This is a genomic window from Rhodococcus sp. KRD175, from assembly GCF_017168275.1.
Taxonomy (GTDB): domain Bacteria; phylum Actinomycetota; class Actinomycetes; order Mycobacteriales; family Mycobacteriaceae; genus Rhodococcoides; species Rhodococcoides fascians.
Genome location: NZ_JABFAQ010000002.1, coordinates 266,742 through 289,140 on the forward strand (window position 1 = coordinate 266,742; position 22,399 = coordinate 289,140).

The following is a 22,399-nucleotide window of genomic DNA, read 5'->3' on the forward strand; positions in this document are numbered from 1 at the left end:
TGGACACAGCCATGGCCAGCATCGAGGACATTCTCGAATTGGAACGAATCGAGAACGACATCTATCGGGGACGCACGTTCCCGAGCCGGCTGCCGCGGACGTTCGGCGGCCAGGTTGCCGGCCAGGCGCTCGTCGCGGCCGTGCGCACCGTGGCACCCGAGTTCCGCGTGCATTCGCTGCACGGCTACTTTCTCCGGCCGGGTAACCCGAACGAGCCGGCCGTGTTCATGGTCGATCGTATTCGGGACGGCCGGTCGTTCTGCACCCGTCGAGTGACCGGAATTCAGCACGGCAAGGCCATCTTCACGATGTCCGCCTCGTTCCACGGCGACGACGACGGGATCTCCCATCAGGACCTCATGCCCGAGGTGGTCGGACCGGAATCGTTGCCCGACCCGACCACTCTGGCGGAGTACGACACCTCCTACTACAAGGAGTGGTCCGAATGGGACATCCGTCTCATTCCCGACGATCAGACCGTCAAGCATCCCAGTTTCGCTGCGCAGCAACGGGTCTGGTTCAGGTACCGCGACACGCTGCCCGACGATCAGGTGTTCCATGTCTGCGCGCTCGCCTACATGAGCGACATGACGCTCATCGGATCGGCCAAGGTGCCGCACCCGGACGCCGTCACGCAGACGGCCTCCCTCGATCACGCGCTGTGGTTCCTCAGGCCGTTCCGAGCGGACGAATGGCTGCTCTACGACCAGACGTCGCCGTCCGCTGATTTCGGACGAGCACTGGCGCAGGGGCGAATCTTCGACATCTCCGGTCGTATGGTCGCCGCCGTCGTCCAAGAGGGACTGATGCGCTTCGAGCGGGACACCTCGAAGCCACACGTCGATCCCTTCGGATTGAAGTGACGCCGCCGACGATCGGCGTACTCGCACTGCAGGGCGATGTTCGCGAGCACTTGGCCGCGCTGGAGTCGAGCGGTGCGCACGGAATCACCGTGCGGCGGCCGGACGAACTCGCCCAAATCGACGGGTTGATCATTCCCGGTGGCGAATCCACGACGATGAGCACCCTGCTCGGTGTCTTCGATCTGCTCGGGCCGCTGCGCGCTCGTCTGGCCGACGGTATGCCCGCGTACGGATCGTGCGCGGGGATGATCCTGTTGGCGTCGGACATCCTCGACACCAGGCCCGACGCGGAACACCTCGACGGTCTCGATATCACCGTGCGCCGCAACGCTTTCGGCCGACAGGTCGACTCGTTCGAGACCGATCTCGAATTCGCCGACATCGAGGGCGGACCGATGCGCGCAGTGTTCATTCGCGCGCCCTGGGTCGAGCGTGTCGGTGCGGACGTCGAAGTACTCGCCACCGTCCCGAACGGGCCTGCTGCGGGCCGTGTGGTGGCCGTGCGCCAGAACCGAGTGCTGGCCACCAGCTTCCATCCCGAGGTCACCGGAGACGATCGAGTGCACCGACTCTTCGTGGACATGGTGCGCAGCGCGTAGAAACCCGTAATCGCCGGTTGGGGCGGAGCGATGACACGGGCGAGTAAAGTCGACAACACCGAATTCGAGCAGGAAGGGGCTCTATCGCATGAGCGGCCACTCAAAATGGGCCACCACCAAGCACAAGAAGGCGGTGATCGACGCCCGACGCGGCAAGTCGTTTGCCAAGCTCATCAAGAACATCGAGGTGGCGGCCCGCACGGGTGGTGGTGACCCCACGGGCAACCCGACGCTCTACGACGCCATCCAGAAGGCGAAGAAGACGTCGGTTCCCAACGACAACATCGAACGTGCGCGCAAGCGCGGAGCCGGCGAAGAAGCGGGCGGAGCCGACTGGCAGACCATCATGTACGAGGGTTACGGCCCCAACGGTGTCGCCATCCTCATCGAGTGCCTCACCGACAACCGCAATCGTGCAGCAGGCGAAGTTCGAGTAGCAATGACTCGTAACGGCGGAAACATGGCCGATCCGGGTTCGGTGTCCTACCTGTTCTCACGCAAAGGCGTCGTGACGCTCGAGAAGAACGGACAGAGCGAGGACGACGTGTTGATGGCGGTCCTCGAGGCCGGTGCCGAGGAAGTGAACGACAACGGCGACACGTTCGAGATCGTCAGTGAGCCGACCGATCTGATCGCAGTGCGTACCGCACTGCAGGACGCGGGCATCGACTACGACTCCGCGGAGGCGAGCTTCCAGGCTTCGGTCAACGTCCCGGTGGACGCAGACGGAGCGCGCAAGGTCTTCAAGCTGATCGACGCCCTCGAAGACAGCGACGACGTGCAGAACGTCTGGTCCAACGTCGACCTGTCGGACGAGGTCATGGCCGAACTGGACGACGAGGACTGACCCGGTCCGTTTGCTCACGGTGATCGACCGGGTGTCGTAGCCCTGATCCGTCGGTGCGCTCCGCTACGCTATCGAACAACAGTTCGTAAGCGGAAGGTGTGGTGACGTGCGGGTGATGGGTGTCGACCCCGGTCTCACCAGGTGTGGGCTCAGTTTGATCGAGGGAGGCGTCGGTCGCACAGTCGTCGCTCTCGACGTGGATGTGGTCCGGACTCCCGCCGACATGGATCTCGCGCAGCGTCTGCTGCGGATATCCGAAGCGGCGGAATACTGGCTCGATACACACAAGCCGTCGGTCGTGGCAATCGAGCGAGTGTTCGCTCAGCACAACGTACGGACGGCCATGGGCACCGCGCAGGCAGGCGGCGTCATCGCACTGGCTGCGGCCCGGCGCGGTATCGACGTCTGCTTCCACACTCCCAGTGAGGTGAAGGCAGCCGTCACCGGCAACGGTTCGGCCGACAAGGCACAGGTCACCGCCATGGTCATGCGCATTCTCGGGCTGCAGACCGCGCCGACTCCCGCTGATGCCGCAGATGCGTTGGCTCTGGGTATCTGTCACTGCTGGCGCGCCCCGATGATCGCCCGGATGGCCAAAGCCGAGGCGATGGCCGCCGAACAGAAGCGCAAGTACGACGCGCGTCTGGCCGAGGAACGCAAAGCTCGCGCCGCCGTGGCGCGCAAAATCGAGAAACTGGCCAAGAAGGAGGCGGGCGCACGGTGATCGCATCCATTCGCGGGTCGGTGATCGACATCGCTCTCGATCACGCAGTACTCGAGGCGGCCGGTGTCGGATATCGCGTCAATGCCACACCGGCGACGTTGGCGACGTTGCATCGGGGGAGCGAGTCCACTCTGCTCACCACCATGATCGTGCGCGAGGACTCGCAAACGCTGTACGGGTTTCCCGACAAGGAATCACGTGAGCTGTTCGAGCTGCTGCTCACGGTTTCCGGAGTCGGGCCACGAATTGCGATGGCCACGCTTGCGGTACACGAACCCGACTCCCTGCGAACAGCATTGGCGGACAGCGACATCGGGGCCCTCACCAGAGTTCCCGGTATCGGCAAGCGCGGGGCCGAGAGGATGGTGGTCGAGCTGCGCGACAAGGTCGACGCCGTTGTCGGCCGCGCCGGCAGTTCCGTGGTGCCCGGTTCCGGGGTCGGCAACTCGATGCGCGATCAGATCGTCGAAGCCCTGATCGGTCTCGGATTTCCGGCGAAGCAGGCCGAGGAGGCCACCGACGCGGTACTCGCACAGCAGCCCGAGGCCACGACGTCCACCGCACTGCGGGCCGCGTTGGCGTACCTCGGTAAGTCCAGGTAGGTCGGCGTGACCGAGGACGACGAGTTCGGGGAATCCCAGGTCGGTGCGGAGGCCATGTCCGACGACCTCGACATCGAGACCAGTCTGCGTCCGAAGAACCTCACCGATTTCATCGGTCAGCCTCGGGTGCGTGAGCAACTGCAGCTGGTGCTCTCGGGGGCGAAGATGCGCGGCGGCACCCCCGATCACATCCTGATGTCGGGTCCGCCCGGCCTGGGAAAGACCAGCATGGCGATGATCATCGCCGCGGAACTCGGCACCTCACTGCGGTTGACCTCCGGGCCCGCCCTCGAGCGTGCGGGCGATCTGGCCGCGATGCTCAGCAACCTCGTCGAAGGGGACGTGCTGTTCATCGACGAGATTCATCGGATCGCCCGGCCGGCCGAGGAAATGTTGTATCTGGCCATGGAGGACTTCCGTGTCGACGTGATCGTCGGCAAGGGGCCGGGAGCGACATCCATTCCCTTGGAGGTCGCCCCGTTCACTCTCGTCGGTGCGACCACCCGGTCCGGCGCGCTCACCGGACCGCTGCGCGACCGCTTCGGGTTCGTGGCGCACATGGATTTCTACGAGCCGAGTGAACTCGAACGAATTCTGATGCGATCCGCCGGGATTCTGGGTGTCCCCATCGACCGTGACGGCTGCGCCGAGATCGCAGGACGCTCGCGTGGCACACCCCGAATCGCGAACCGACTGCTGCGCCGAGTTCGCGACTACGCGGACGTGCGCGGGGACGGCACCGTCACCCAGGACACCGCCAAGGCCGCGCTCGTGGTCTACGACGTGGACAAGCTCGGACTGGATCGCCTCGACCGTGCCGTCCTCAGCGCGCTGATCCGAAGTTTCGGCGGGGGACCGGTGGGAGTGTCCACTCTCGCTGTCGCCGTCGGCGAGGAGCCCTCGACGGTCGAGGAAGTGTGCGAGCCGTTCCTGGTGCGGGCCGGGATGATCGCCCGTACGCCGCGCGGTCGCGTCGCCACTGCCGCCGCCTGGCACCACCTCGGTCTCACCCCGCCACCGGATCTCGCAGTCGGGGGAATTTCGGTGCGATCGGCCGAGGTCCAGCAGGGATTATTCGAGTGAAACGGCCGCAACACGAGACGAACGGACCGAGCGGGCCACAGGTGATGGCACACTGGGTAGCTGCGAGGCCCGCACCAGCGACGTTCTCGCACGAGACAATGACGATTATCGAACCGAACTTCGAGGACTGACCTTCCGATGGATTTGCTGTTTCCGCTGCTGATCGTGGCCCTTCTGGTACCGCTGTTTCTCAACGCGCGCCGACAGAAGAAGGTGCTGGCCAAGACCACGGAAATGCAGGACTCGCTGAAGGTCGGCGACGAGGTCGTCACCACCGCAGGCCTGTATGCACGAGTGGTCCTGGTCGAGGACGACACGATCGACCTCGAGATCGCCGACGGCGTCATCACGACGTGGTCACGCGCCGTCGTGCGTGAGGTTCTGCCCGACGACACCGAGTTCGACGACGGCGAGTCGGACGAGAACACCTTCGATTCGGTGCCCGGCGCCGGCACCGCTGCGGTCGGCCCCACCGAGCCGGCAGCTCCGTCGCTGCACAAGGACGTCGGGAACCCCGCCGACGAAACCGTCGAGCAGACGACGAAGCGCCTCGAAAAAGAGTGACGTAGCGAAGATCCGAACCGCTGTCGGAGACACAATCCGGCAGCGGTTTCGTCTGCGGTGAGCGTCGTGGTGCACAATCGCACCGCCCGCCGCTGACACAACGAGGCGCGAGCCAACAGGAACAGACACTTTTCCACCGCCCAGAGGAGAATCACACACCGTGGCACCTTCCAGCGGATCGGTGCATCCCGCCCGCTATCTCGCCGTCTTCGCGGTGCTGATGGCGGCGGTGTATGCCCTGGTCTTCTTCACCGGAGACAAAGACCCCTCGCCGAAGTTGGGAATCGACCTGCAGGGCGGCACGCGAGTGACGCTGACTGCACGCACGCCCGACGGAAATGCGCCGTCGCAGGACAGCCTCAAGCAGGCGCAGCAGATCATCGAGACCCGCGTCAACGGTCTCGGCGTGTCCGGTTCCGAGGTGGTCATCGACGGCGACAATCTCGTCATCACGGTGCCCGGTGACGACAGCTCTCAGGCGAGAACTCTGGGGCAGACCGCTCGACTGTTCATTCGTCCGGTGGTGGGGTCGGTTGCACCATCCGCAGGCCAGGCGACGCCGGGTTCTCCGCAGACTCCGACGGACCCGGCTGCGCCGGCAGATCCGGCGACAGCCGTCGATCCTGCTGCTCCGGCGGCTCCGCAGAGTCGGGTGTTTCCGGCGCAGGATCCGACGACGGTCGACCCGACCCCCGCTCCGACAACCGGTGCTCCGGCCTCGGACGCACCCGCGACGGACGCCCCGACCTCGAGTGATCCCGCCGAAAACGCGTCGCTGTCCGACGCCGATCGGGCAGCCCAGGAGATCGCCGACGCGAAGGCGCTTCGTCAGAGCGAGGATCAGCAGATACAGCAGCTCGCCATGCAGTCGCTCGATTGCAACGCCGCGGACCCGCTCGCCGGCAACGACGATCCTGCGCTCCCGCTCGTGGCCTGCTCCACCGACGGAACAGCTGTCTACCTTCTCGGTCCCACGATCATCGACGGTCAGCAGATCGCCGACGCGACGTCGGGATTCGACAACCAGCAGGCTCAGTTCCAGGTGAGCCTGACGTTCGATTCCGAGGGGTCGAACACCTGGGCGCAGTTCACGGCTGCGAACCTGCAGAAGCAGGCCGCATTCGTACTGGACTCGAAGGTGATCAGCGCGCCGGTCATTCAGGGTGCCACTCCCGCCGGTAGTGCCACGTCGATCACCGGCAACTTCAACGCGCAGAGCGCTTCCGAACTGGCCAACACGCTCAAGTACGGTTCGCTGCCACTGTCGTTCGTGTCCTCCGAGGCCGAAACGGTCTCGGCCACACTGGGATTGGCGTCACTCGAAGCAGGCCTGATCGCCGGTGCCATCGGCTTGGCCCTCGTGCTGGTCTACTGCCTGCTGTACTACCGAGCCCTCGGCCTGCTCACGGCTCTGTCGTTGGCGCTGGCCGGGCTCGTCGTCTACGGCATCCTGATCCTGCTCGGCAGGTGGATCAGCTTCACCCTCGACCTCGCCGGCATCGCCGGCCTGATCATCGGTATCGGCATGACCGCGGACTCTTTCGTGGTGTTCTTCGAACGCATCAAGGACGAGATTCGCGAGGGCCGCAGCTTCCGGTCCGCAGTGCCCCGCGGTTGGGCCCGCGCACGCAAGACCATCCTGTCCGGCAACGCGGTCAGCTTCATCGCCGCTGCCGTTCTGTACGTACTGGCAGTCGGTCAGGTGCGCGGCTTCGCGTTCACCCTGGGACTGACGACCATCCTCGACGTCATCGTCGTGGTGCTGGTGACGTGGCCGCTGGTGAATCTGGCGTCGAAGTCGAAATTCTGGTCCAAGCCGTCCGTCAACGGTCTCGGCGCGGTCCAGCAGATCGCGCTCGAACGAAAGCGCGCCGCCAACAAGGCAGTCGCCGTCAAGACCGGCGCCGCGTCGCCGTCGAAGGAGGCATGACATGTCCGATACGGCCACCTCGACCCCATCGCCTCTCGACGATTCGAGCGTCGACCAGTCCACGCAGCCCAGGCACAGTTGGTTCTCTCGTCTCTACACCGGCACCGGTGCATTCGAGATCGTCGGACGCCGCAGGTTCTACTACGTGCTGACCGGCGTCATCGTGCTGATCTGCCTGCTCAGCTTCCTCGTGCGTGGGTTCACGCTCGGTATCGACTTCGAGGGCGGCACCCGCATCGCATTGCCCGCCGCGGACAACATCTCCACCGAGCAGGTCGAAACCGTCTACAACGACTCGCTGGGCATGCCCCCGGTGTCCGTCCAGACGGTCGGCTCGGGTGCCGCGGCCACGGTGCAGATCCGTTCCGAGGCGCTCGATCCAGCCGAAGTCGACACTCTTCGACAGGCGCTGTTCCAGTCCTTCCAGCCGCAGGACAACTCGGGCACCGCAACGCCCAATGCCATCAGCGTCTCCGACGTGAGTGAGACATGGGGGAGTCAGATCACCCAGAAGGCTCTGATAGCCCTCGCGGTGTTCCTGGTGATCGTCAGCATCTACATCGCCATCCGATACGAACGAGACATGGCGCTGGCGGCCCTGGCCGCATTGGGCTTCGACCTCGTCGTCACCGCGGGCGTCTATTCACTCGTCGGCTTCGAGGTGACCCCGGCCACGGTGATCGGTCTGCTGACCATTCTGGGCTTCTCGCTGTACGACTCCGTCGTGGTGTTCGACAAGGTGGAGGAGAACACCCGAGGCATCTTGAACCTGCACCGCAAGACGTACGCGGAGCAGGCCAACCTCGCCGTGAATCAGACTCTGATGCGATCGATCAACACGACCGTGATCGGTGTTCTGCCGGTCATCGCATTGATGATCGTCGCGGTCTGGCTGCTGGGCGTGGGAACGCTCAAGGATCTCGCTCTCGTGCAGCTCGTCGGCATGATCGTCGGTGCCTACTCGTCCATCTTCTTCGCCACGCCGCTGTTGGTGATCCTGAAGGAGAAGTGGGGCCCGGTCGCGGTCCACACTCGCAAGGTCCACTCCAAGCGTGCCGACGCGGCGGCGCGCGCCGCCGGTCTCGCACCCGAACCGGTGGCCGTCGGCGTGGATGTCAGCAAGGCGTCGGCACCGCAGCCCGGCAATCGCCCCACTGGGAAGCGGAACAAGAAGCGCCGATAGCGAGATCGTAGAGATGGAGAGTGCACGTGGAACGTAGGTGGAGCGCGGCACTGCTGGCAGCGGGTCTGGCCGCAGCGTCGCTCACCGCATGTTCGGCCTCGGAGGACAAGGTGCCTTCCATCGGGTACTCGTTCGACAACGTGGTGAACAACTACAACGCCAGGACCGTCGACGGGGCCGCGTCGGGAGCGCGTCAGGCGTTCACACGAGTCCAGGTCGGGTTCAGCTATCTGGGACCGGACGGTGATGCGCTGTCGGACAACGACATCGGTACCGTCGCCGTGGTGCCTGGGGACGTTCTGACGCTGCAGTACACGATCGCGCCTGCGGCGAAATACTCCGACGGCGCACCGATGGCGTGCGATGACCTGGTGCTGGCGTGGGCCGCCAACAGCGGCCGGTTCGCCACCGACCGTCCCCTGTTCGACGCGGCGTCGACGGCGGGATACTCCGACATCGCGAGCATCGACTGCGTCCCCGGGTCCAAGGACGCCACCGTCGTCTTCGCCCCGGGCCGCAGCTACCAGAACTGGCGAGCTCTCTTCGGTGCCACCGATCTGTTGCCCGCACACGTGGCTGCGCGCGCGGCCGGGGTACCGAACGTCGTCGATCCCATCGTGGCCGGCGATGACGGTGTCGTCTCTCGGATCGCCGATTTCTGGAACACCGGGTGGACGTTGACGCCCGGTTCTGTCGACACGTCGCTGCTGCCGTCGGCCGGTCCGTACCGCGTCGACTCGTACACCCCCGAGGACGGGTTGGTTCTGGTCGCGAACGACGCCTGGTGGGGCATTCCGCCCGAGACGCAGAGAGTCGTGATCTGGCCCAAGGGCACCGACGTCCCGGCCAAGATTGCCGATGGATCTCTGGACGTGATCGACCAGGGTGCGGGCGCGATCGATCTGGGTTCGACAGAGGGGTTCGAGACCGTCACGGAACCGTCGCGAGGCGTCGAGCAGCTGACGTTCGCGACCCAGGGCGCGCTGGCGGAGGCGAGTGCTCGCCGGGCCGTGGCCGCATGCATCCCGCGAACGGAGCTGTTCGACACACTCGGGCACCCTGGCTTCGAAGCACCGCCGGCCGGGCCCGGCTCCGGGGTCGTCGATTCGCGGCTGATGCAACCGGACACTCTGGTGTACCCCTCGGTGGCCGCGACGGTCGGCGACCGGTACCAGCGGTCGGACCTGGACCGCGCGGGCAAGGAACTGGCCGCATCGGGTAGCAGTGCGCTCACCGTACGCGTCGGCTACCTGGCACCGGACGCGCGCCGCGCTCAGCTGGTCAGCCGAATGGCGACCGATTGTGCGGCGGCGGGGATCACCGTCGAGGACGCGAGCTCACCGGAGTTCACGCCGTCCGCGCTTCGTGCCGGAACAGTGGACGCCGTTCTCGGCGGCGCGGGGTCGCTGCCAGGGCCGACCGGCTCGGCGTCGTCCGTCGTCGCACGGTACTCGTTGCGAACCGGTATCGGCCTCAACGTGGGCGGGTACAGCAACGGGCGGATCGACTCGATCGTCGACCAGCTGGCGGTGACCGACGATCCCGAGCGCGTGCTGGCGTTGGCGACCGAGGGCGAGAACATTCTGTGGAACGACATGCCGTCGCTTCCGCTGTACAGCGAGCCGCGCACCACCGTCGTCAGCGACGGTATGCAGGACGTCGTGGCCAACCCCACGGCGGCCGGTGCCGGCTGGAACATGGATCGGTGGGTACTTCTGAAATGAGCGATGCGACAGTGACTCAGGACGGCGGGGTGCGCGGTGATGCCGTGTCGGCCGTGCATCGGCTGACACGGTGGGTGGACGATTTTCCCGTGGACGGGGTGCGGTTCGGCGACCTGACCCCGGTGTTCGCGGAGGGGCCCGCGTTGCGCAGTGTCGTCACGGCACTGACGGAGGGTTTCGAGAACGTCGATCTGGTGGCCGGCATCGATGCCCGAGGGTTTCTGCTGGGAGCGGGCGTGGGACTCGAGCTCGGTTGCGGGGTGCTCGCTGTACGCAAGGCGGGCAAACTGCCGCCGCCCGTGCACTCGCGAACCTACGATCTCGAGTACGGAACCGCAGAACTGCAGATTCCGACCTCCATCGAGCTGGCCGGTCGACGGGTGCTCGTGGTCGACGATGTCCTCGCCACCGGCGGTACCGTCGATGCGACAGCTCGGTTGCTGGCCGAGCAGGGCGCGGTGGTGGTCGGGGCGACCGTGGTGCTGGAAATAGAGGCGCTCGACGGCCGCAGCAAGTGCAGTGACTACCCGCTCGCCTGCCTGGTTCGAGTCTGAGGACTAAAGTCGACTGATACAGCGTCGACCGGATCTGTCCTGGCGTCGGCGCGAATGTGTGGCAGGAGGTGATGAGAGTGACCCGTTACATCGATCAGCCCTTGCCCGAGCGGCCCGCAGTCGCCGATCGGCCGGGAACCGGTGCGGATTCGGTCGCGTCCGGCGATACGAGCGCGGTCGTCGATACCGCAGTGGTCAACGATCCGGTGGTGGACAGACCGGGCGTGCGCGAGCCGGTGTCGAGTGATTCGGCGCAGGCCGACGACCAGGCACCCTCGGGTGCACGCAATTCGGCACCCGTGCCCACCTCGGCCTCCCGTCGAGTTCGGGCGCGGCTCGCTCGTCGCATCACGGCCGGACGCAGCGCGGCGGTCAAGCCCGTCCTCGAACCCCTGGTCAGTCTGCATCGCGAGCTGTATCCCAAGGCCGATCTGACGCTGCTGCAGCGGGCCTACGACGTCGCGGACGAGCTGCATTCCACACAGATGCGCAAGTCCGGCGATCCGTACATCACCCATCCACTTGCCGTGGCGAACATCCTCGCCGAACTGGGTATGGACACCACAACGTTGGTTGCGGCCCTGCTGCACGACACGGTGGAGGACACCGGCTACTCGTTGGCCAAGTTGACCGAGGAGTTCGGTGACGAGGTGTCCCATCTTGTTGACGGGGTCACCAAGCTGGACAAGGTCGTACTGGGGACGGCCGCCGAGGGCGAGACCATCCGAAAGATGATCATCGCGATGGCGCGGGACCCGCGGGTGTTGGTCATCAAGGTCGCCGATCGACTGCACAACATGCGCACGATGCGATTCCTGCCCCCGGAGAAGCAGGCCCGCAAGGCCAAGGAAACACTGGAAGTCATTGCGCCGCTTGCTCATCGGCTGGGTATGGCCACCGTCAAATGGGAGCTCGAAGACCTGGCCTTCGCCATTCTCCATCCCAAGAAGTACGACGAGATCGTTCGGTTGGTCGCCGATCGGGCACCGTCCCGCGACACGTACCTCGAGAAGGTACGGGCCGAGATCAACGCCACACTGGCGGCATCGAGAATCAGCGCCGTCGTCGAGGGACGTCCCAAGCACTACTGGTCGATCTACCAGAAGATGATCGTCAAGGGCCGGGACTTCGACGACATCCACGACCTCGTGGGAGTGCGCATTCTGTGCGACGAGATCCGCGACTGCTATGCCGCGGTCGGCGTCGTGCACTCGCTGTGGCAGCCGATGGCGGGCCGCTTCAAGGACTACATCGCGCAGCCACGGTACGGCGTCTACCAGTCGCTGCACACGACGGTGATCGGGCCCGAGGGCAAGCCACTGGAAGTGCAGATTCGCACCAGGGACATGCACCGCACCGCGGAGTTCGGTATCGCTGCTCACTGGCGATACAAGGAGACCAAGGGCAAGCACTCACAGGACAACGCCGAGGTCGACGACATGGCGTGGATGCGCCAGTTGCTCGACTGGCAGCGTGAAGCGGCCGACCCGGGCGAGTTCCTCGAGTCTCTGCGCTACGACCTGGCGGTCAAGGAAATCTTCGTCTTCACCCCGAAGGGCGATGTCGTCACGCTTCCCGCCGGATCGTGTCCGGTCGACTTCGCCTATGCGGTGCACACCGAAGTGGGTCACCGCTGTATCGGAGCCCGGGTCAACGGTCGCCTGGTGGCACTCGAACGAACCCTCGACAACGGCGAGGTGGTCGAGGTCTTCACGTCCAAGGCCGTCACGGCCGGGCCGAGTCGAGATTGGCAGGGCTTCGTCGCGTCACCGCGTGCGAAGACCAAGATCCGTCAGTGGTTCGCCAAGGAACGTCGCGAAGAGGCCCTCGAAGCCGGTAAGGACGCCATCGCGAAAGAGGTCCGTCGCGGCGGACTTCCGTTGCAGCGCTTGATGAATGCCGAGTCCATGTCGGCCATCTCCCACGAACTGCGGTACGTGGATGTGTCGGCGCTGTACACCGCGGTCGGTGAGAACCACGTTTCTGCTCGCCACGTCGTGCAGAGGCTGGTCGCTCATCTCGGTGGTGTCGGTGACGTCGAGGAAGAGCTCGCGGAGCGCTCTACGCCGTCGACCATTCCGACCAGACCGCGTCAGGTCGGAGACGCCGGGGTACTGGTCACCGGTGCCGAGGGTGTCGTGGCAAAACTCGCCAAGTGCTGCACCCCTGTACCCGGGGACGAGATACTGGGGTTCGTCACCCGCGGCGGGTCGGTCAGTGTCCACCGCACCGACTGCACCAATGCGCGGTCGCTCGAGGAGCAGTCCGAGCGCTTCATCGAGGTGCAATGGGCACCGTCGGCCTCCTCGGTGTTCCTCGTGGCCATTCAGATCGAGGCCCTGGACCGGCATCGGTTGCTCTCGGACGTCACGAAGGCTCTGGCCGACGAGAAGGTCAACATCCTCTCGGCATCCGTCGCGACGTCGGGCGATCGGGTGGCGATCAGCAAGTTCACGTTCGAGATGGGTGACCCCAAGCATCTGGGGCACGTGCTCAACGTCGTGCGCAACGTGGAGGGCGTGTACGACGTGTACCGGCTCACCTCGGCGGCCTGACCGAATTCCGACCCGATACGACGACAGGGTGAGCAGACATTACTGCTCACCCTGTCGTCGTCGTGCGGTACCTCAGGTTGCCGAGGTGATGACCACCGGATTCGCTGGTGCTCCGTCCTCTGCACCGCCGCTGACTCCACCGGCCGCAATGGCGTCGAGGGTCTGCAGGCCGGCTTCGGAGATGGTGCCGAACACCGTGTACTGCGGCGGCAGCACAGAGTCGGCGTACACCAGGAAGAACTGGCTGCCGTTGGTGTCAGGGCCTGCGTTGGCCATGGCCAGGGTGCCACGGGGGTAGACGACCGGGTTCTGGGCCTGCGCGGGATCGTCGGCGAACGCCGTTGTGGGGTATTCGTTGGCGAAGCTGTAGCCGGGGCCGCCACGACCCGATCCCGACGGGTCGCCGCATTGCAACACTTCGAGGCCGGGGGACGTGGTCAACCGATGACACGGTGCGCCGTCGAAGTAGCCCTGCTGAGCCAGGCTGACCACACTGTTGACGGCGCACGGGGCCTCGGTACGGTCGAGCGTCATTCCGATGTCGCCCTGGGTCGTCGACAGCGTCACGTCGACCGTTCCGAAGACGTCGATGTTCTCGGTCGGAGGCGGAGCAACCTCCTTGGCGGCCGGAGACTCCGCCGGGTACGCACACGAGACCGTATCGGTGGTCGGCTGCGGAACGGGCGGCAGCGCACCGAACCGCGACAGATTCAGCGGCGGCCGCGGGGTGGTCGTCGTGGCCGACGTCGAGGCAGCGGTCGTCGAACCGGTCGGAGCGGGCGTGGCAGCGGTCTCCGTCGATCCGGAGCAGCCGGCGAGAAGAAGTGCCGCAGCGGAGGCTGCGATCACCAGACCGGGTACGCGTGTCACAGGTCGCTCTGCATCGAGGTGATGTCCACCGGCTCGGCCGGTGCGCCGTCGGAGGCACCGCCCTGCGCCCCCTTGGCCGCGATGGCATCCAAGGTGGCGAGACCGGTCTCGTCGATCGTGCCGAAGGCGGTGTAGGCGGGCGGGAGTTGCGAATCGCCGTAGACGAGGAAGAACTGGCTGCCGTTGGTTCCCGGGCCGGCGTTGGCCATCGCCAGGGTTCCGCGGGGATACAGGACAGGAGTCTGCGCGGCAGGATCGCCCTCGGCGTACGTGTCGGTGGGGAACTCGTCGGCGAACTGGTAGCCCGGCCCGCCACTACCGGAGCCGGTGGGATCGCCGCACTGCAGCACCTGCAGGCCGGCACCCGTCGTCAGGCGGTGGCAGGTGGTGCCGTCGAAGTAGCCCTGATTGGCCAGGGACACGAAACTGTTCACCGTGCACGGGGATTCGGGGTTGTTCAGTGTCAGGCCGATGTTGCCGGCGGTGGTGGCCATGCTGTAGCTCAAGGGCTCGTCGCTGGTGGGGATGTTCTCGGTGCGGGGAGGGGTGTTGGGCTTGGCGGCCGGCTGCGCGGCGGCAGGGTAGGAACAGTTCACCGTCTCGGGCAGCGGTTCCGTACGGCCCGCAGCGATGATCGAATCGGCCGGTGCAGACGTGGTCGAGTCCTGCGCCGTGCTCGCGTCGTCGTCACCGCGGGTCACCACGAAGACGACCGAGACAACGGCCACGACCGCAACCACACCGAGGATGGAGCCGGCGATCGTCAACTGCTTCCGACGTCGTGCTCGCTCTGCGCGTCGTACGAGTTGGCGTTCGAGCTTTCGCTTGGCAGCCTCGCGCCGTTGCTCGTTGCTGGGCAATTCGTGTCCTCCCGCTTGTCCTGGTTCGACCACGCCTGCTCGCTGAGCGGGTGGGTCGTGTGGTAGCCGGCCGACAATCGGCCAACGCGAGTTTGCCATCATTGCCTGAGAGCATGCTGGGGGGACCCGACGAGAACCTCCCCACTAAGCTGGCTCGGTACTTCGGCCTCTGCCTCTTAGGAGCGATTGTCTTGCTCGTCACCGGATTCCCCGCAGGAATGTTTCAGACGAACTGCTACATCCTCGCTCAGGACGACGCATCCGAGTGCGTCGTGGTCGATCCCGGCCAGGATGCCGCCGATCCGTTGGTCGACTTCCTGACGCGATCCTCGCTGACCCCGACAGCGGTGCTGCTGACCCATGGTCATCTGGACCACACGTGGTCCGTGGAGCCGGTCTGCTCGAAGTACGGAATCCCCGCATACATCGCGCCCGAGGATCGATACATGTTGGCGGACCCGATCAAAGGGACCGGTCCGACGCTCGCTGCCGTGCTCGGCGACCTCGAGTTCCACGAGCCGGACGAGGTCATCGAGTTGGCGCACGAGCAACGTCTGAGCCTCGCGGGAATCGACTTCACGGTCGTGCACACTCCAGGGCACACGCAGGGCTCGGTGGTGTTCCTCACCGAGGCCAACGGTCCCGACGGGACGGTTCCGTTGGCGCTGACCGGCGACACCTTGTTCGCCGGGTCGATCGGCCGGACAGATCTGCCCGGCGGCGACCACGATCAACTTCTACGGTCCATCGCGTCGCGGTTGCTGCCGCTGCGCGACGAGACCGTCGTGCTCCCCGGACACGGCGGACAGAGTTCCATCGGTCAGGAGCGCAGGTCCAATCCGTTCCTCGTTGGACTCGGCGACCCCGAGCAAGGAAAGCTGTGACCGTGAGCAAGCCGACCACCTTTTCCGCGCCCAAGGGCATTCCCGATTACTTCCCCCCGAATTCGGCCGAATTCGTCGCTGTCCGTGAGGGCCTTCTCGGTGCGGCGCGCGCCGCCGGGTACGGCCACATCGAACTCCCGATTTTCGAGGACACCGGGTTGTTCGCCCGGGGAGTCGGCGAATCGACCGACGTGGTCAGCAAGGAGATGTACACCTTCTCCGACCGCGGCGATCGGTCGGTGACTCTGCGTCCCGAGGGGACTGCGGGCGTCATGCGTGCGGTGATCGAGCACGGCTTGGACCGCGGGGCGCTGCCGGTCAAGTTGGCCTACGCCGGGCCGTTCTTCCGGTACGAGCGCCCGCAGGCCGGCCGCTACCGCCAACTGCAGCAGGTCGGAGTCGAGGCGATCGGGGTCGACGACCCGGCGTTGGACGCCGAGGTCATCGCCGTGGCCGATGCCGGGTTCCGCGCCCTCGGTCTCACCGGTTTCAGGCTCGAGATCACCTCGCTCGGCGACGACACCTGCCGCCCGCAGTATCGAGAGTTGCTGCAGCAGTTCCTCTTTGCGCTTCCGTTGGACGAGGACACGCGTCGACGCGCCGAGATCAACCCGCTGCGGGTTCTCGATGACAAGCGGCCGGAGGTTCGCGAGATGACTGCCGACGCGCCGTTGATGCTCGACCATCTCTCCGATTCTGCGAAGCAGCACTTCGACGAGGTGCTGGCCTACCTCGATGTGATGAATGTTCCGTACCTGGTCAACCCGCGCATGGTTCGTGGACTCGACTACTACACGAAGACGACGTTCGAGTTCGTGCACGACGGCCTCGGGGCCCAATCGGGCATCGGCGGCGGCGGCCGCTACGACGGCCTGATGGAGCAGTTGGGCGGGCAGGCGCTGTCGGGTATCGGATTCGGGCTCGGTGTCGACCGCACCGTCCTCGCGTTGGCCGCCGAGGGCAAGACCGCAGGCACGACGTCGCGGTGTCAGGTGTTCGGCATCCCGATGGGTGCCGCAGCCAAACTCGCGATCGTCGACATCGCGGCGCAGTTGCGTGAACGTGGCATCGCGGTGGACATGGCGTACGGAAATCGCGGCATGAAGGGAGCGATGAAAGCGGCCGATCGTTCGGGAGCCCGATACGCACTCGTGCTGGGCGATCAAGAGCTGTCGGCCGAATCCATCGTGATGAAAGACCTTTCGAACGGCGAGCAGGAGACGGTCGCGTTGGCCGACGTGGTCGACGTCCTCGGAGTGCACCTTGGCCGATGACCCTCGGCCCTCGGCGGGTCCGGTAGCCCTCGATCTGGTCTCGGCGGAGTTCCTCGCGCCGCGGTTGCGCAAGATCGTGGTCGGTTCGCTACTGGTCGGAGTCGTGCTGGGCGTCGTTCTGGCGCTCGTCGTCCCCGTGTGGGTGGCAGTCCTCGTCGGAGTGATCGTCGGTGGTCCGGCGGCGCTGTCGGGTTGGCTGGGATTGCGCCGCCGGGTGTGGATCGACGGGCCACGGCTGTGCGCTCGGGGACTGCGTACCCGACGGCTGAACATGCCGGAGGTGGTGACGGCGGAAATGACCATCCGCACGGCCGGAATCGACCAGATCTCGCTGCGGCTCTACGACGGTCGTACTCGTATCGTTCTGCCGTTGGCGCTCTACACCAGGGGTGGCGGCCGCGAACTGCCGATTCTTGCGTTGCGCACGCTCGCCGATTCGCTGTGGACCACCGAACTCGTTCCCGCGGCGGCCATCGCGTCGGTGCTGGTGGATCAGCTGCGGGCCGAGGCGCGCGACGCCGGGCTGGACGAACGGCCCCTCTACCGAGCGATCGAACTGGTTCGCAGCAAGGGTCGCACTCCGCACGCGACGTTGACCGACCGGGAGGTCGCGCAGCTGCTCGGATGAGAGCGGACGGCTCTCAGGTCACCAGGAATGCGTCGAGCACCACGGCCTCGGCCGATCGTGAGCCGGAGGTGACGACGAGGGCCCGGTTGAGGTACGTGAACTTCGGAACAGCGGTCGACACTCGCAACGTGCCGCGGAAGTAGTAGGTCGCCGGGTCGACCTCTCGGTCGGGATCGTTCAGAGCGTCGATGACCTCGGCCGGTCCGAACTGGACTCCTCGGTAGTCGAGCGAAAGGTAACCGCCGGTTGCCAATTCGAGGACGAGATCGCTGCTGAACTCGGTGCACCCGTCGGGCCGGGTGACGCTGACGACGGTCGATCGAGCAGCCAGAGTGCCCTCGATGTCCGGGCCGGGTGCGGCCCCGCCGAGGACGGTGGTGACGACTCGGTCGCCTTCGGGCACCGAACCGATCTCGATGGCCGGTCCCAGGGTGAGGCCCAGGCGCAGAATGGGTTCCAGGGTCGGTGTGTTCGGGGCGGTCACGTGCGGTGCACTCCTAGGATCGACTTCGGGCCCTACGCTATCGCTTGTCGGCTGCCGGACCCGACCGGGGGATGCGGGGGAGCGATGCCGACCTTGACACGGCATAGAACAAATGTTCGACTGTGTGCATGCGATGGGCCGGTCAGACTCTCGATGCCGCAGACGAGGGCGCGCTACCGGGGCTGGAACGGTCCGGGCTCGTCCGCAGCGTGCAGACCCCGGAGTTCGAGGGCATCACCTTCCACGAGGTGCTGTGCAAGAGTGCCCTGAACGAGGTTCCGGGCGAATCGCAGGTGCCGTTCTCGTGGACCGTCAATCCGATGCGCGGATGCTCGCATGCGTGCCGGTACTGCTTCGCGAGGCCGACACACGAATACCTGGACCTCGATTCCGGCAACGATTTCGACTCGCAGATCGTCGTCAAGACGAACGTTGCGGCAGTCCTCCGCAAAGAGCTCGCACGTCGATCCTGGAAGCGGGAGCCGGTCGCGCTGGGGACCAACACCGATCCCTATCAACGCGCCGAGGGGCGATATCGGTTGATGCCCGGCATCATTCGCGCGTTGACCGAGTCGGGTACGCCGTTCTCGATCCTGACCAAGGGAACGCTGTTGCGACGGGATCTGCCGCTGCTGACCCTGGCTGCACAGAAGGTCGACGTACACGTGAGCATCAGTTTGGCGATCCACGATGCAGATTTGCAGAAGCAGCTCGAACCCGGAACACCAAGTCCGCGAGCAAGGTTGGACCTCATCCGCGCCGTGCGGGATGCGGGACTCGACTGCGGTGTGCTGGTGGCGCCGGTCATTCCGTTTCTCACCGACGGAGCCAAACAACTCGACGGGCTGATCGCTGCGCTGGCCGAGGCCGGGGCGACGACCGTCACGGCGCTGCCGATGCATCTTCGATCGAGCACCAAGGACTGGTACATGAGCTGGCTGGTGAAGGAGCACCCGGCGTTGGTACGCAGATACCGCCAGCTCTACGGACACGGGGCGTACGTCACTCCGGAGTACAAGCAGTGGCTGAAGGCGAGAATCGATCCGCTGCTCGACACCTACGGTTTCGCCGCCGACCAGACCCGCGCGTTGCCCGCGAACGAGCCTGCCGAACCCCGCGGGTTGGTGACCTCGGGGCCGGCACTCACGCTGTTCTGAGCAGTACTGGTTCAGGGATTGTCGAGGTCGCGAGCCGAGAACGTGTCGCAGGCGGCCACTTGTCCGGTCTCGTAGCCGGTGGAGAACCACGCCTGGCGCTGGGCGGACGAGCCGTGCGTCCAGCCCTCGGGGTTGACCCGGCCGGTGGACGCCTGCTGAATCCGGTCGTCGCCCACCGAGGATGCGGCGGACAGTGCGTCGTCGATCTGGGCGGAGGTCAGCGGTTCGAGAAATGGGACGCCGCTCTTCGGGTCGACGGTCTCGGCCGCGTAGTGCGCCCAGATTCCTGCGTAGCAATCGGCTTGCAATTCCACCCGCACGCCACCGGACTCGGGACCCTGAGGGTCTTGCTGTGCGCGCCCGATGTCGCCCAACTGGTTCTGGATGTGGTGGCCGATCTCGTGCGCCACGACGTACTCCTGTGCCAGTGGCCCACCGCTGGAGCCGAACTGATCGACCAGGACCTGAAAGAAGCTCGTATCGAAATACGCCGTGGAATCGGCCGGGCAGTAGAACGGCCCGACGGCGCTGGTGGCGTTGCCGCAGCCGGTGTTCGTTGCTCCGGAGAACAACCGCACGTCCGGCTGGACGTAGGCGACGCCGGTTTGAGGCTGCAGCTGCGATTCCCAGACGGTGTCCAGGCTTCCCACCGTGAAGTCGACGCGGCAGTTCACGTTGCTGTTCGCGTCTGCTACGTCGCAGTCGAGTGTTCCGGACGACCCGTCCTCGCCCTGCCCGGCGGAGCTGTCGCCCCCACTGATTTGGTTCAGTATTGCTCCCGGGTCGCCGCCGAAGAGCAGCGCGAGGACGATGATGACCAGCCCACCCGCGCCACCGCCGATCGCCAACTTGCCGCGTCCGCCGCCTCCGCCGCTACCACCGACGGAGACTCGGCCCGGTGTCGTTTGCGAGCCTTCTCTGAACGTCATGCTGGAGTTCCCCTCCGCCGAGCCCGCATACTCCGTGCGAACCGATACCGCCACTGTCGGTCTTAGCTTCGCATGCCGGGACGGGATCTCGTTTCCTTCTGCGGCGATGCGCTCCGTAGGATCGGTGAGCGAAGAACACGATCAGCGGATTTTTCTCGAAAGGACACCCGTGCTGCGCACCCATCTCGCCGGCTCATTACGCCCCGAGCACGTCGACCGAACTGTGACGTTGACGGGATGGGTGGCCCGTCGACGCGATCACGGTGGCGTCATCTTCATCGATCTGCGTGACGCATCCGGTGTGTCTCAGGTCGTCTTCCGCGAGGGAGCAGCGCTCGAGCAGGCCCACCGACTGCGCGCCGAGTACGTGGTGAAGGTGACCGGCAAGGTCGAGGGTCGTCCCGAAGGCAACGCGAACTACGAGATCCCCACCGGTGCCATCGAGGTCGAGGCATCCGAGATCGAGGTCCTGTCCGAGGCCGCACCGTTGCCGTTCCAGCTCGACGATCAGCCCGGTGAGGAATCACGCCTCAAATACCGCTACCTCGACTTGCGCCGTGAGGGCCCCGGCCATGCGATTCGACTGCGTTCGCACGTCAACGCCGCCGCCCGATCGGTTCTGGCGCACCACGAGTTCGTCGAGGTCGAGACCCCGACGCTGACGCGTTCCACCCCCGAGGGCGCACGGGACTTCCTCGTTCCCGCTCGTCTGCAGCCGGGTAGCTTCTACGCACTGCCGCAGAGCCCGCAGCTGTTCAAGCAGCTGCTGATGGTCGGAGGTATCGAGCGGTACTACCAGATCGCTCGCTGCTATCGAGACGAAGACTTCCGGGCCGATCGTCAGCCCGAGTTCACCCAGCTCGACGTCGAGATGAGCTTCGTCACCCAGGACGACGTCATCCTGTTGGCCGAAGAAATTCTGGCGTCGCTGTGGAAGCTCGTCGGGCACCACTTCACGGCACCCATCCCGCGGATCACCTACGCCGAGGCCATGCGCCGGTACGGCTCCGACAAGCCCGATCTTCGATTCGACATCGAACTGGTCGAGTGCACGGATTTCTTCTCCGACACCACGTTCCGCGTCTTTCAGGCTCCGTACGTCGGTGCGGTCGTCATGCCCGGCGGTGCGTCGCAGCCCCGTAAGCAGCTCGACCGTTGGCAGGAATTCGCCAAGCAGCGTGGACACAAGGGCCTGGCCTACGTGCTGGTCGGTGAGGACGGCACCCTCGGCGGCCCGGTCGCGAAGAACTTGACCGACGCCGAACGGGACGGCCTCGCTGCGCACGTCGGCGCGAAGAACGGCGACGCGATCTTCTTCTCCGCCGGTCCGGTCAAGGCCTCCCGCGGACTGCTCGGCGCCGTCCGCGGCGAGATCGCACGCAAGCTCGACCTGATCGACCCCAAGGCGTGGGCGTTCGTGTGGGTCGTCGACGCGCCGCTGTTCGAGCCCACGTCCGACGCCACCGCCAGTGGCGACGTCGCCGTCGGGTCCGGGGCGTGGACGGCCGTGCACCATGCGTTCACGTCGCCGAAGCCGGAGTCGATGGACACATTCGACACCGATCCGGGATCTGCTCTGGCCTACGCCTACGACATCGTTTGCAACGGAAACGAGATCGGCGGCGGCAGTATTCGTATCCATCGCAAGGACATTCAGGAACGAGTGTTCGCGATCATGGGGATCGGCAAGGAAGAGGCCCAGGAGAAGTTCGGCTTCCTTCTCGATGCCTTCAGCTACGGCGCGCCGCCGCACGGCGGAATCGCGTTCGGTTGGGATCGCATCACCGCGCTGCTTGCCGGAGTCGATTCCATCCGTGAGGTCATCGCATTCCCCAAGTCCGGTGGCGGCATCGACCCGTTGACCGACGCGCCCGCACCGATCACCGCGCAGCAGCGCAAGGAATCGGGCGTCGACTTCACGCCGGAGAAGAAGGAAGAAGCGCCGACAGAGGCCTAGCTGTAATGAGCAGGGACGTTGTGGACGGCGTGGCAGCGACAGATAGGTGAGGACCTCCGGTATCGGTGTGGTTACCACAACTGCACCGACAACCGAGAGGTCCTCGTGTCACACGCTAATGCCTTGCT

Annotated in this window: 21 protein-coding genes; 17 read left to right on the top strand and 4 right to left on the bottom strand. The window is 65.6% G+C overall.

Translation table 11 applies throughout. The annotated features are described in order from the left end of the window. Positions 1–11: 11 nt before the first annotated feature. The 12 genes from J1M81_RS01930 to J1M81_RS01985 all read left to right on the top strand — a co-directional run bounded on the left by J1M81_RS01930 (position 12) and on the right by J1M81_RS01985 (position 13,228). Positions 12–863: an acyl-CoA thioesterase II gene (locus J1M81_RS01930; protein ID WP_027496942.1), complete on the top strand. Its 852-nt coding sequence runs from the start codon at positions 12–14 to the stop codon at positions 861–863. Continuing rightward, entirely contained in the window at positions 860–1,462 is a 603-nt protein-coding gene (pdxT, locus tag J1M81_RS01935; protein WP_032400791.1) for a pyridoxal 5'-phosphate synthase glutaminase subunit PdxT, read from the top strand. Before J1M81_RS01930 ends, pdxT begins: the two co-directional genes overlap by 4 nt. 88 nt (positions 1,463–1,550) lie before the next feature. Next, entirely contained in the window at positions 1,551–2,309 is a 759-nt protein-coding gene (locus J1M81_RS01940) for a YebC/PmpR family DNA-binding transcriptional regulator (protein ID WP_027496944.1), read from the top strand. 106 nt (positions 2,310–2,415) lie between these two features. Next, positions 2,416–3,033, top strand: coding sequence for a crossover junction endodeoxyribonuclease RuvC (gene ruvC, locus J1M81_RS01945; RefSeq protein WP_032370470.1), 618 nt, complete (start codon positions 2,416–2,418; stop codon positions 3,031–3,033). Continuing rightward, on the top strand, positions 3,030–3,635 hold the full coding sequence (gene ruvA / locus J1M81_RS01950) for a Holliday junction branch migration protein RuvA (RefSeq protein WP_032372502.1): 606 nt from the start codon (positions 3,030–3,032) through the stop codon (positions 3,633–3,635). The genes ruvC and ruvA overlap by 4 nt, the downstream gene beginning before the upstream one ends. A 54-nt stretch (positions 3,636–3,689) precedes the next feature. After that, positions 3,690–4,718, top strand: coding sequence for a Holliday junction branch migration DNA helicase RuvB (gene ruvB, locus J1M81_RS01955; protein WP_045841916.1), 1,029 nt, complete (start codon positions 3,690–3,692; stop codon positions 4,716–4,718). Positions 4,719–4,856: 138 nt separating this feature from the next. Continuing rightward, positions 4,857–5,282 (top strand): preprotein translocase subunit YajC, encoded by a 426-nt coding sequence (gene yajC / locus J1M81_RS01960; protein ID WP_027496947.1) that lies wholly within the window; start codon positions 4,857–4,859, stop codon positions 5,280–5,282. A 160-nt stretch (positions 5,283–5,442) separates the two neighbouring features. Next, positions 5,443–7,212, top strand: a complete 1,770-nt coding sequence (gene secD, locus J1M81_RS01965) for a protein translocase subunit SecD (RefSeq protein WP_032365084.1) — start codon at positions 5,443–5,445, stop codon at positions 7,210–7,212. Between the two features lies 1 nt (position 7,213). Further along, positions 7,214–8,395 (top strand): protein translocase subunit SecF, encoded by a 1,182-nt coding sequence (secF, locus tag J1M81_RS01970; RefSeq protein ID WP_206497512.1) that lies wholly within the window; start codon positions 7,214–7,216, stop codon positions 8,393–8,395. Between the two features lie 20 nt (positions 8,396–8,415). Continuing rightward, positions 8,416–10,119: an ABC transporter substrate-binding protein gene (locus J1M81_RS01975; protein ID WP_032400790.1), complete on the top strand. Its 1,704-nt coding sequence runs from the start codon at positions 8,416–8,418 to the stop codon at positions 10,117–10,119. Further along, positions 10,116–10,673: an adenine phosphoribosyltransferase gene (locus J1M81_RS01980; protein WP_045841766.1), complete on the top strand. Its 558-nt coding sequence runs from the start codon at positions 10,116–10,118 to the stop codon at positions 10,671–10,673. The genes J1M81_RS01975 and J1M81_RS01980 overlap by 4 nt, the downstream gene beginning before the upstream one ends. A 299-nt stretch (positions 10,674–10,972) precedes the next feature. Beyond that, positions 10,973–13,228 carry a bifunctional (p)ppGpp synthetase/guanosine-3',5'-bis(diphosphate) 3'-pyrophosphohydrolase gene (locus J1M81_RS01985; RefSeq protein ID WP_167327864.1) on the top strand — a complete coding sequence of 752 codons (2,256 nt, stop codon included), beginning with the start codon at positions 10,973–10,975 and terminating at the stop codon, positions 13,226–13,228. 72 nt (positions 13,229–13,300) lie between these two features. Here J1M81_RS01985 and J1M81_RS01990 read toward each other — a convergent pair whose 3' ends face one another. Both J1M81_RS01990 and J1M81_RS01995 read right to left on the bottom strand, forming a co-directional pair. Beyond that, on the bottom strand, positions 13,301–14,098 hold the full coding sequence (locus tag J1M81_RS01990; RefSeq protein WP_052061592.1) for a peptidylprolyl isomerase: 798 nt from the start codon (positions 14,096–14,098) through the stop codon (positions 13,301–13,303). After that, positions 14,095–14,958, bottom strand: coding sequence for a peptidylprolyl isomerase (locus J1M81_RS01995; RefSeq protein ID WP_027496954.1), 864 nt, complete (start codon positions 14,956–14,958; stop codon positions 14,095–14,097). Before J1M81_RS01995 ends, J1M81_RS01990 begins: the two co-directional genes overlap by 4 nt. 191 nt (positions 14,959–15,149) lie before the next feature. On the opposite strand from J1M81_RS01995, the gene J1M81_RS02000 reads away from it, so the two are divergent. The 3 genes from J1M81_RS02000 to J1M81_RS02010 are packed head-to-tail and all read left to right on the top strand — an operon-like array spanning position 15,150 to position 17,744. Continuing rightward, a complete protein-coding gene (locus J1M81_RS02000) occupies positions 15,150–15,842 on the top strand; it encodes an MBL fold metallo-hydrolase (protein WP_032400849.1) in 693 nt (230 codons plus the stop codon). A 2-nt stretch (positions 15,843–15,844) separates the two neighbouring features. Continuing rightward, positions 15,845–17,116 (top strand): histidine--tRNA ligase, encoded by a 1,272-nt coding sequence (gene hisS / locus J1M81_RS02005; protein WP_032388471.1) that lies wholly within the window; start codon positions 15,845–15,847, stop codon positions 17,114–17,116. After that, complete coding sequence (locus J1M81_RS02010) at positions 17,106–17,744, top strand: hypothetical protein (protein ID WP_032365086.1); 639 nt, start codon at positions 17,106–17,108, stop codon at positions 17,742–17,744. The genes hisS and J1M81_RS02010 overlap by 11 nt, the downstream gene beginning before the upstream one ends. 13 nt (positions 17,745–17,757) lie before the next feature. Here the strand turns inward: J1M81_RS02010 and J1M81_RS02015 are convergent, their stop codons facing one another. Beyond that, positions 17,758–18,228 (bottom strand): DUF3237 domain-containing protein, encoded by a 471-nt coding sequence (locus J1M81_RS02015; protein WP_032370476.1) that lies wholly within the window; start codon positions 18,226–18,228, stop codon positions 17,758–17,760. A gap of 128 nt (positions 18,229–18,356) precedes the next feature. On the opposite strand from J1M81_RS02015, the gene J1M81_RS02020 reads away from it, so the two are divergent. Then, entirely contained in the window at positions 18,357–19,385 is a 1,029-nt protein-coding gene (locus J1M81_RS02020; RefSeq protein ID WP_032370477.1) for an Rv2578c family radical SAM protein, read from the top strand. 11 nt (positions 19,386–19,396) lie between these two features. On the opposite strand, the gene J1M81_RS02025 is transcribed toward J1M81_RS02020, so the two are convergent. After that, positions 19,397–20,314 (bottom strand): neutral zinc metallopeptidase, encoded by a 918-nt coding sequence (locus tag J1M81_RS02025; protein ID WP_032370624.1) that lies wholly within the window; start codon positions 20,312–20,314, stop codon positions 19,397–19,399. 169 nt (positions 20,315–20,483) lie between these two features. Here J1M81_RS02025 and aspS point away from each other — a divergent pair, with 169 nt between their 5' ends. Further along, the gene (aspS, locus tag J1M81_RS02030) at positions 20,484–22,271 is read left to right on the top strand and encodes an aspartate--tRNA ligase (RefSeq protein WP_032388431.1); all 1,788 of its coding nucleotides are present in this window, start codon (positions 20,484–20,486) and stop codon (positions 22,269–22,271) included. Positions 22,272–22,399: the final 128 nt, after the last annotated feature.

Excerpts from the sequence above, each read along its gene's own strand:
- yajC (WP_027496947.1), top strand. The coding sequence starts at position 4,857 with ATGGATTTGCTGTTTCCGCTGCTGATCGTGGCCCTTCTGGTACCGCTG.
- J1M81_RS01940 (WP_027496944.1), top strand. The coding sequence starts at position 1,551 with ATGAGCGGCCACTCAAAATGGGCCACCACCAAGCACAAGAAGGCGGTG.
- J1M81_RS01980 (WP_045841766.1), top strand. The coding sequence starts at position 10,116 with ATGAGCGATGCGACAGTGACTCAGGACGGCGGGGTGCGCGGTGATGCC.
- ruvB (WP_045841916.1), top strand. The coding sequence starts at position 3,690 with ATGTCCGACGACCTCGACATCGAGACCAGTCTGCGTCCGAAGAACCTC.
- secF (WP_206497512.1), top strand. The coding sequence starts at position 7,214 with ATGTCCGATACGGCCACCTCGACCCCATCGCCTCTCGACGATTCGAGC.
- J1M81_RS02025 (WP_032370624.1), bottom strand. The coding sequence starts at position 20,314 with ATGACGTTCAGAGAAGGCTCGCAAACGACACCGGGCCGAGTCTCCGTC.
- J1M81_RS02020 (WP_032370477.1), top strand. The coding sequence starts at position 18,357 with ATGCGATGGGCCGGTCAGACTCTCGATGCCGCAGACGAGGGCGCGCTA.
- J1M81_RS01930 (WP_027496942.1), top strand. The coding sequence starts at position 12 with ATGGCCAGCATCGAGGACATTCTCGAATTGGAACGAATCGAGAACGAC.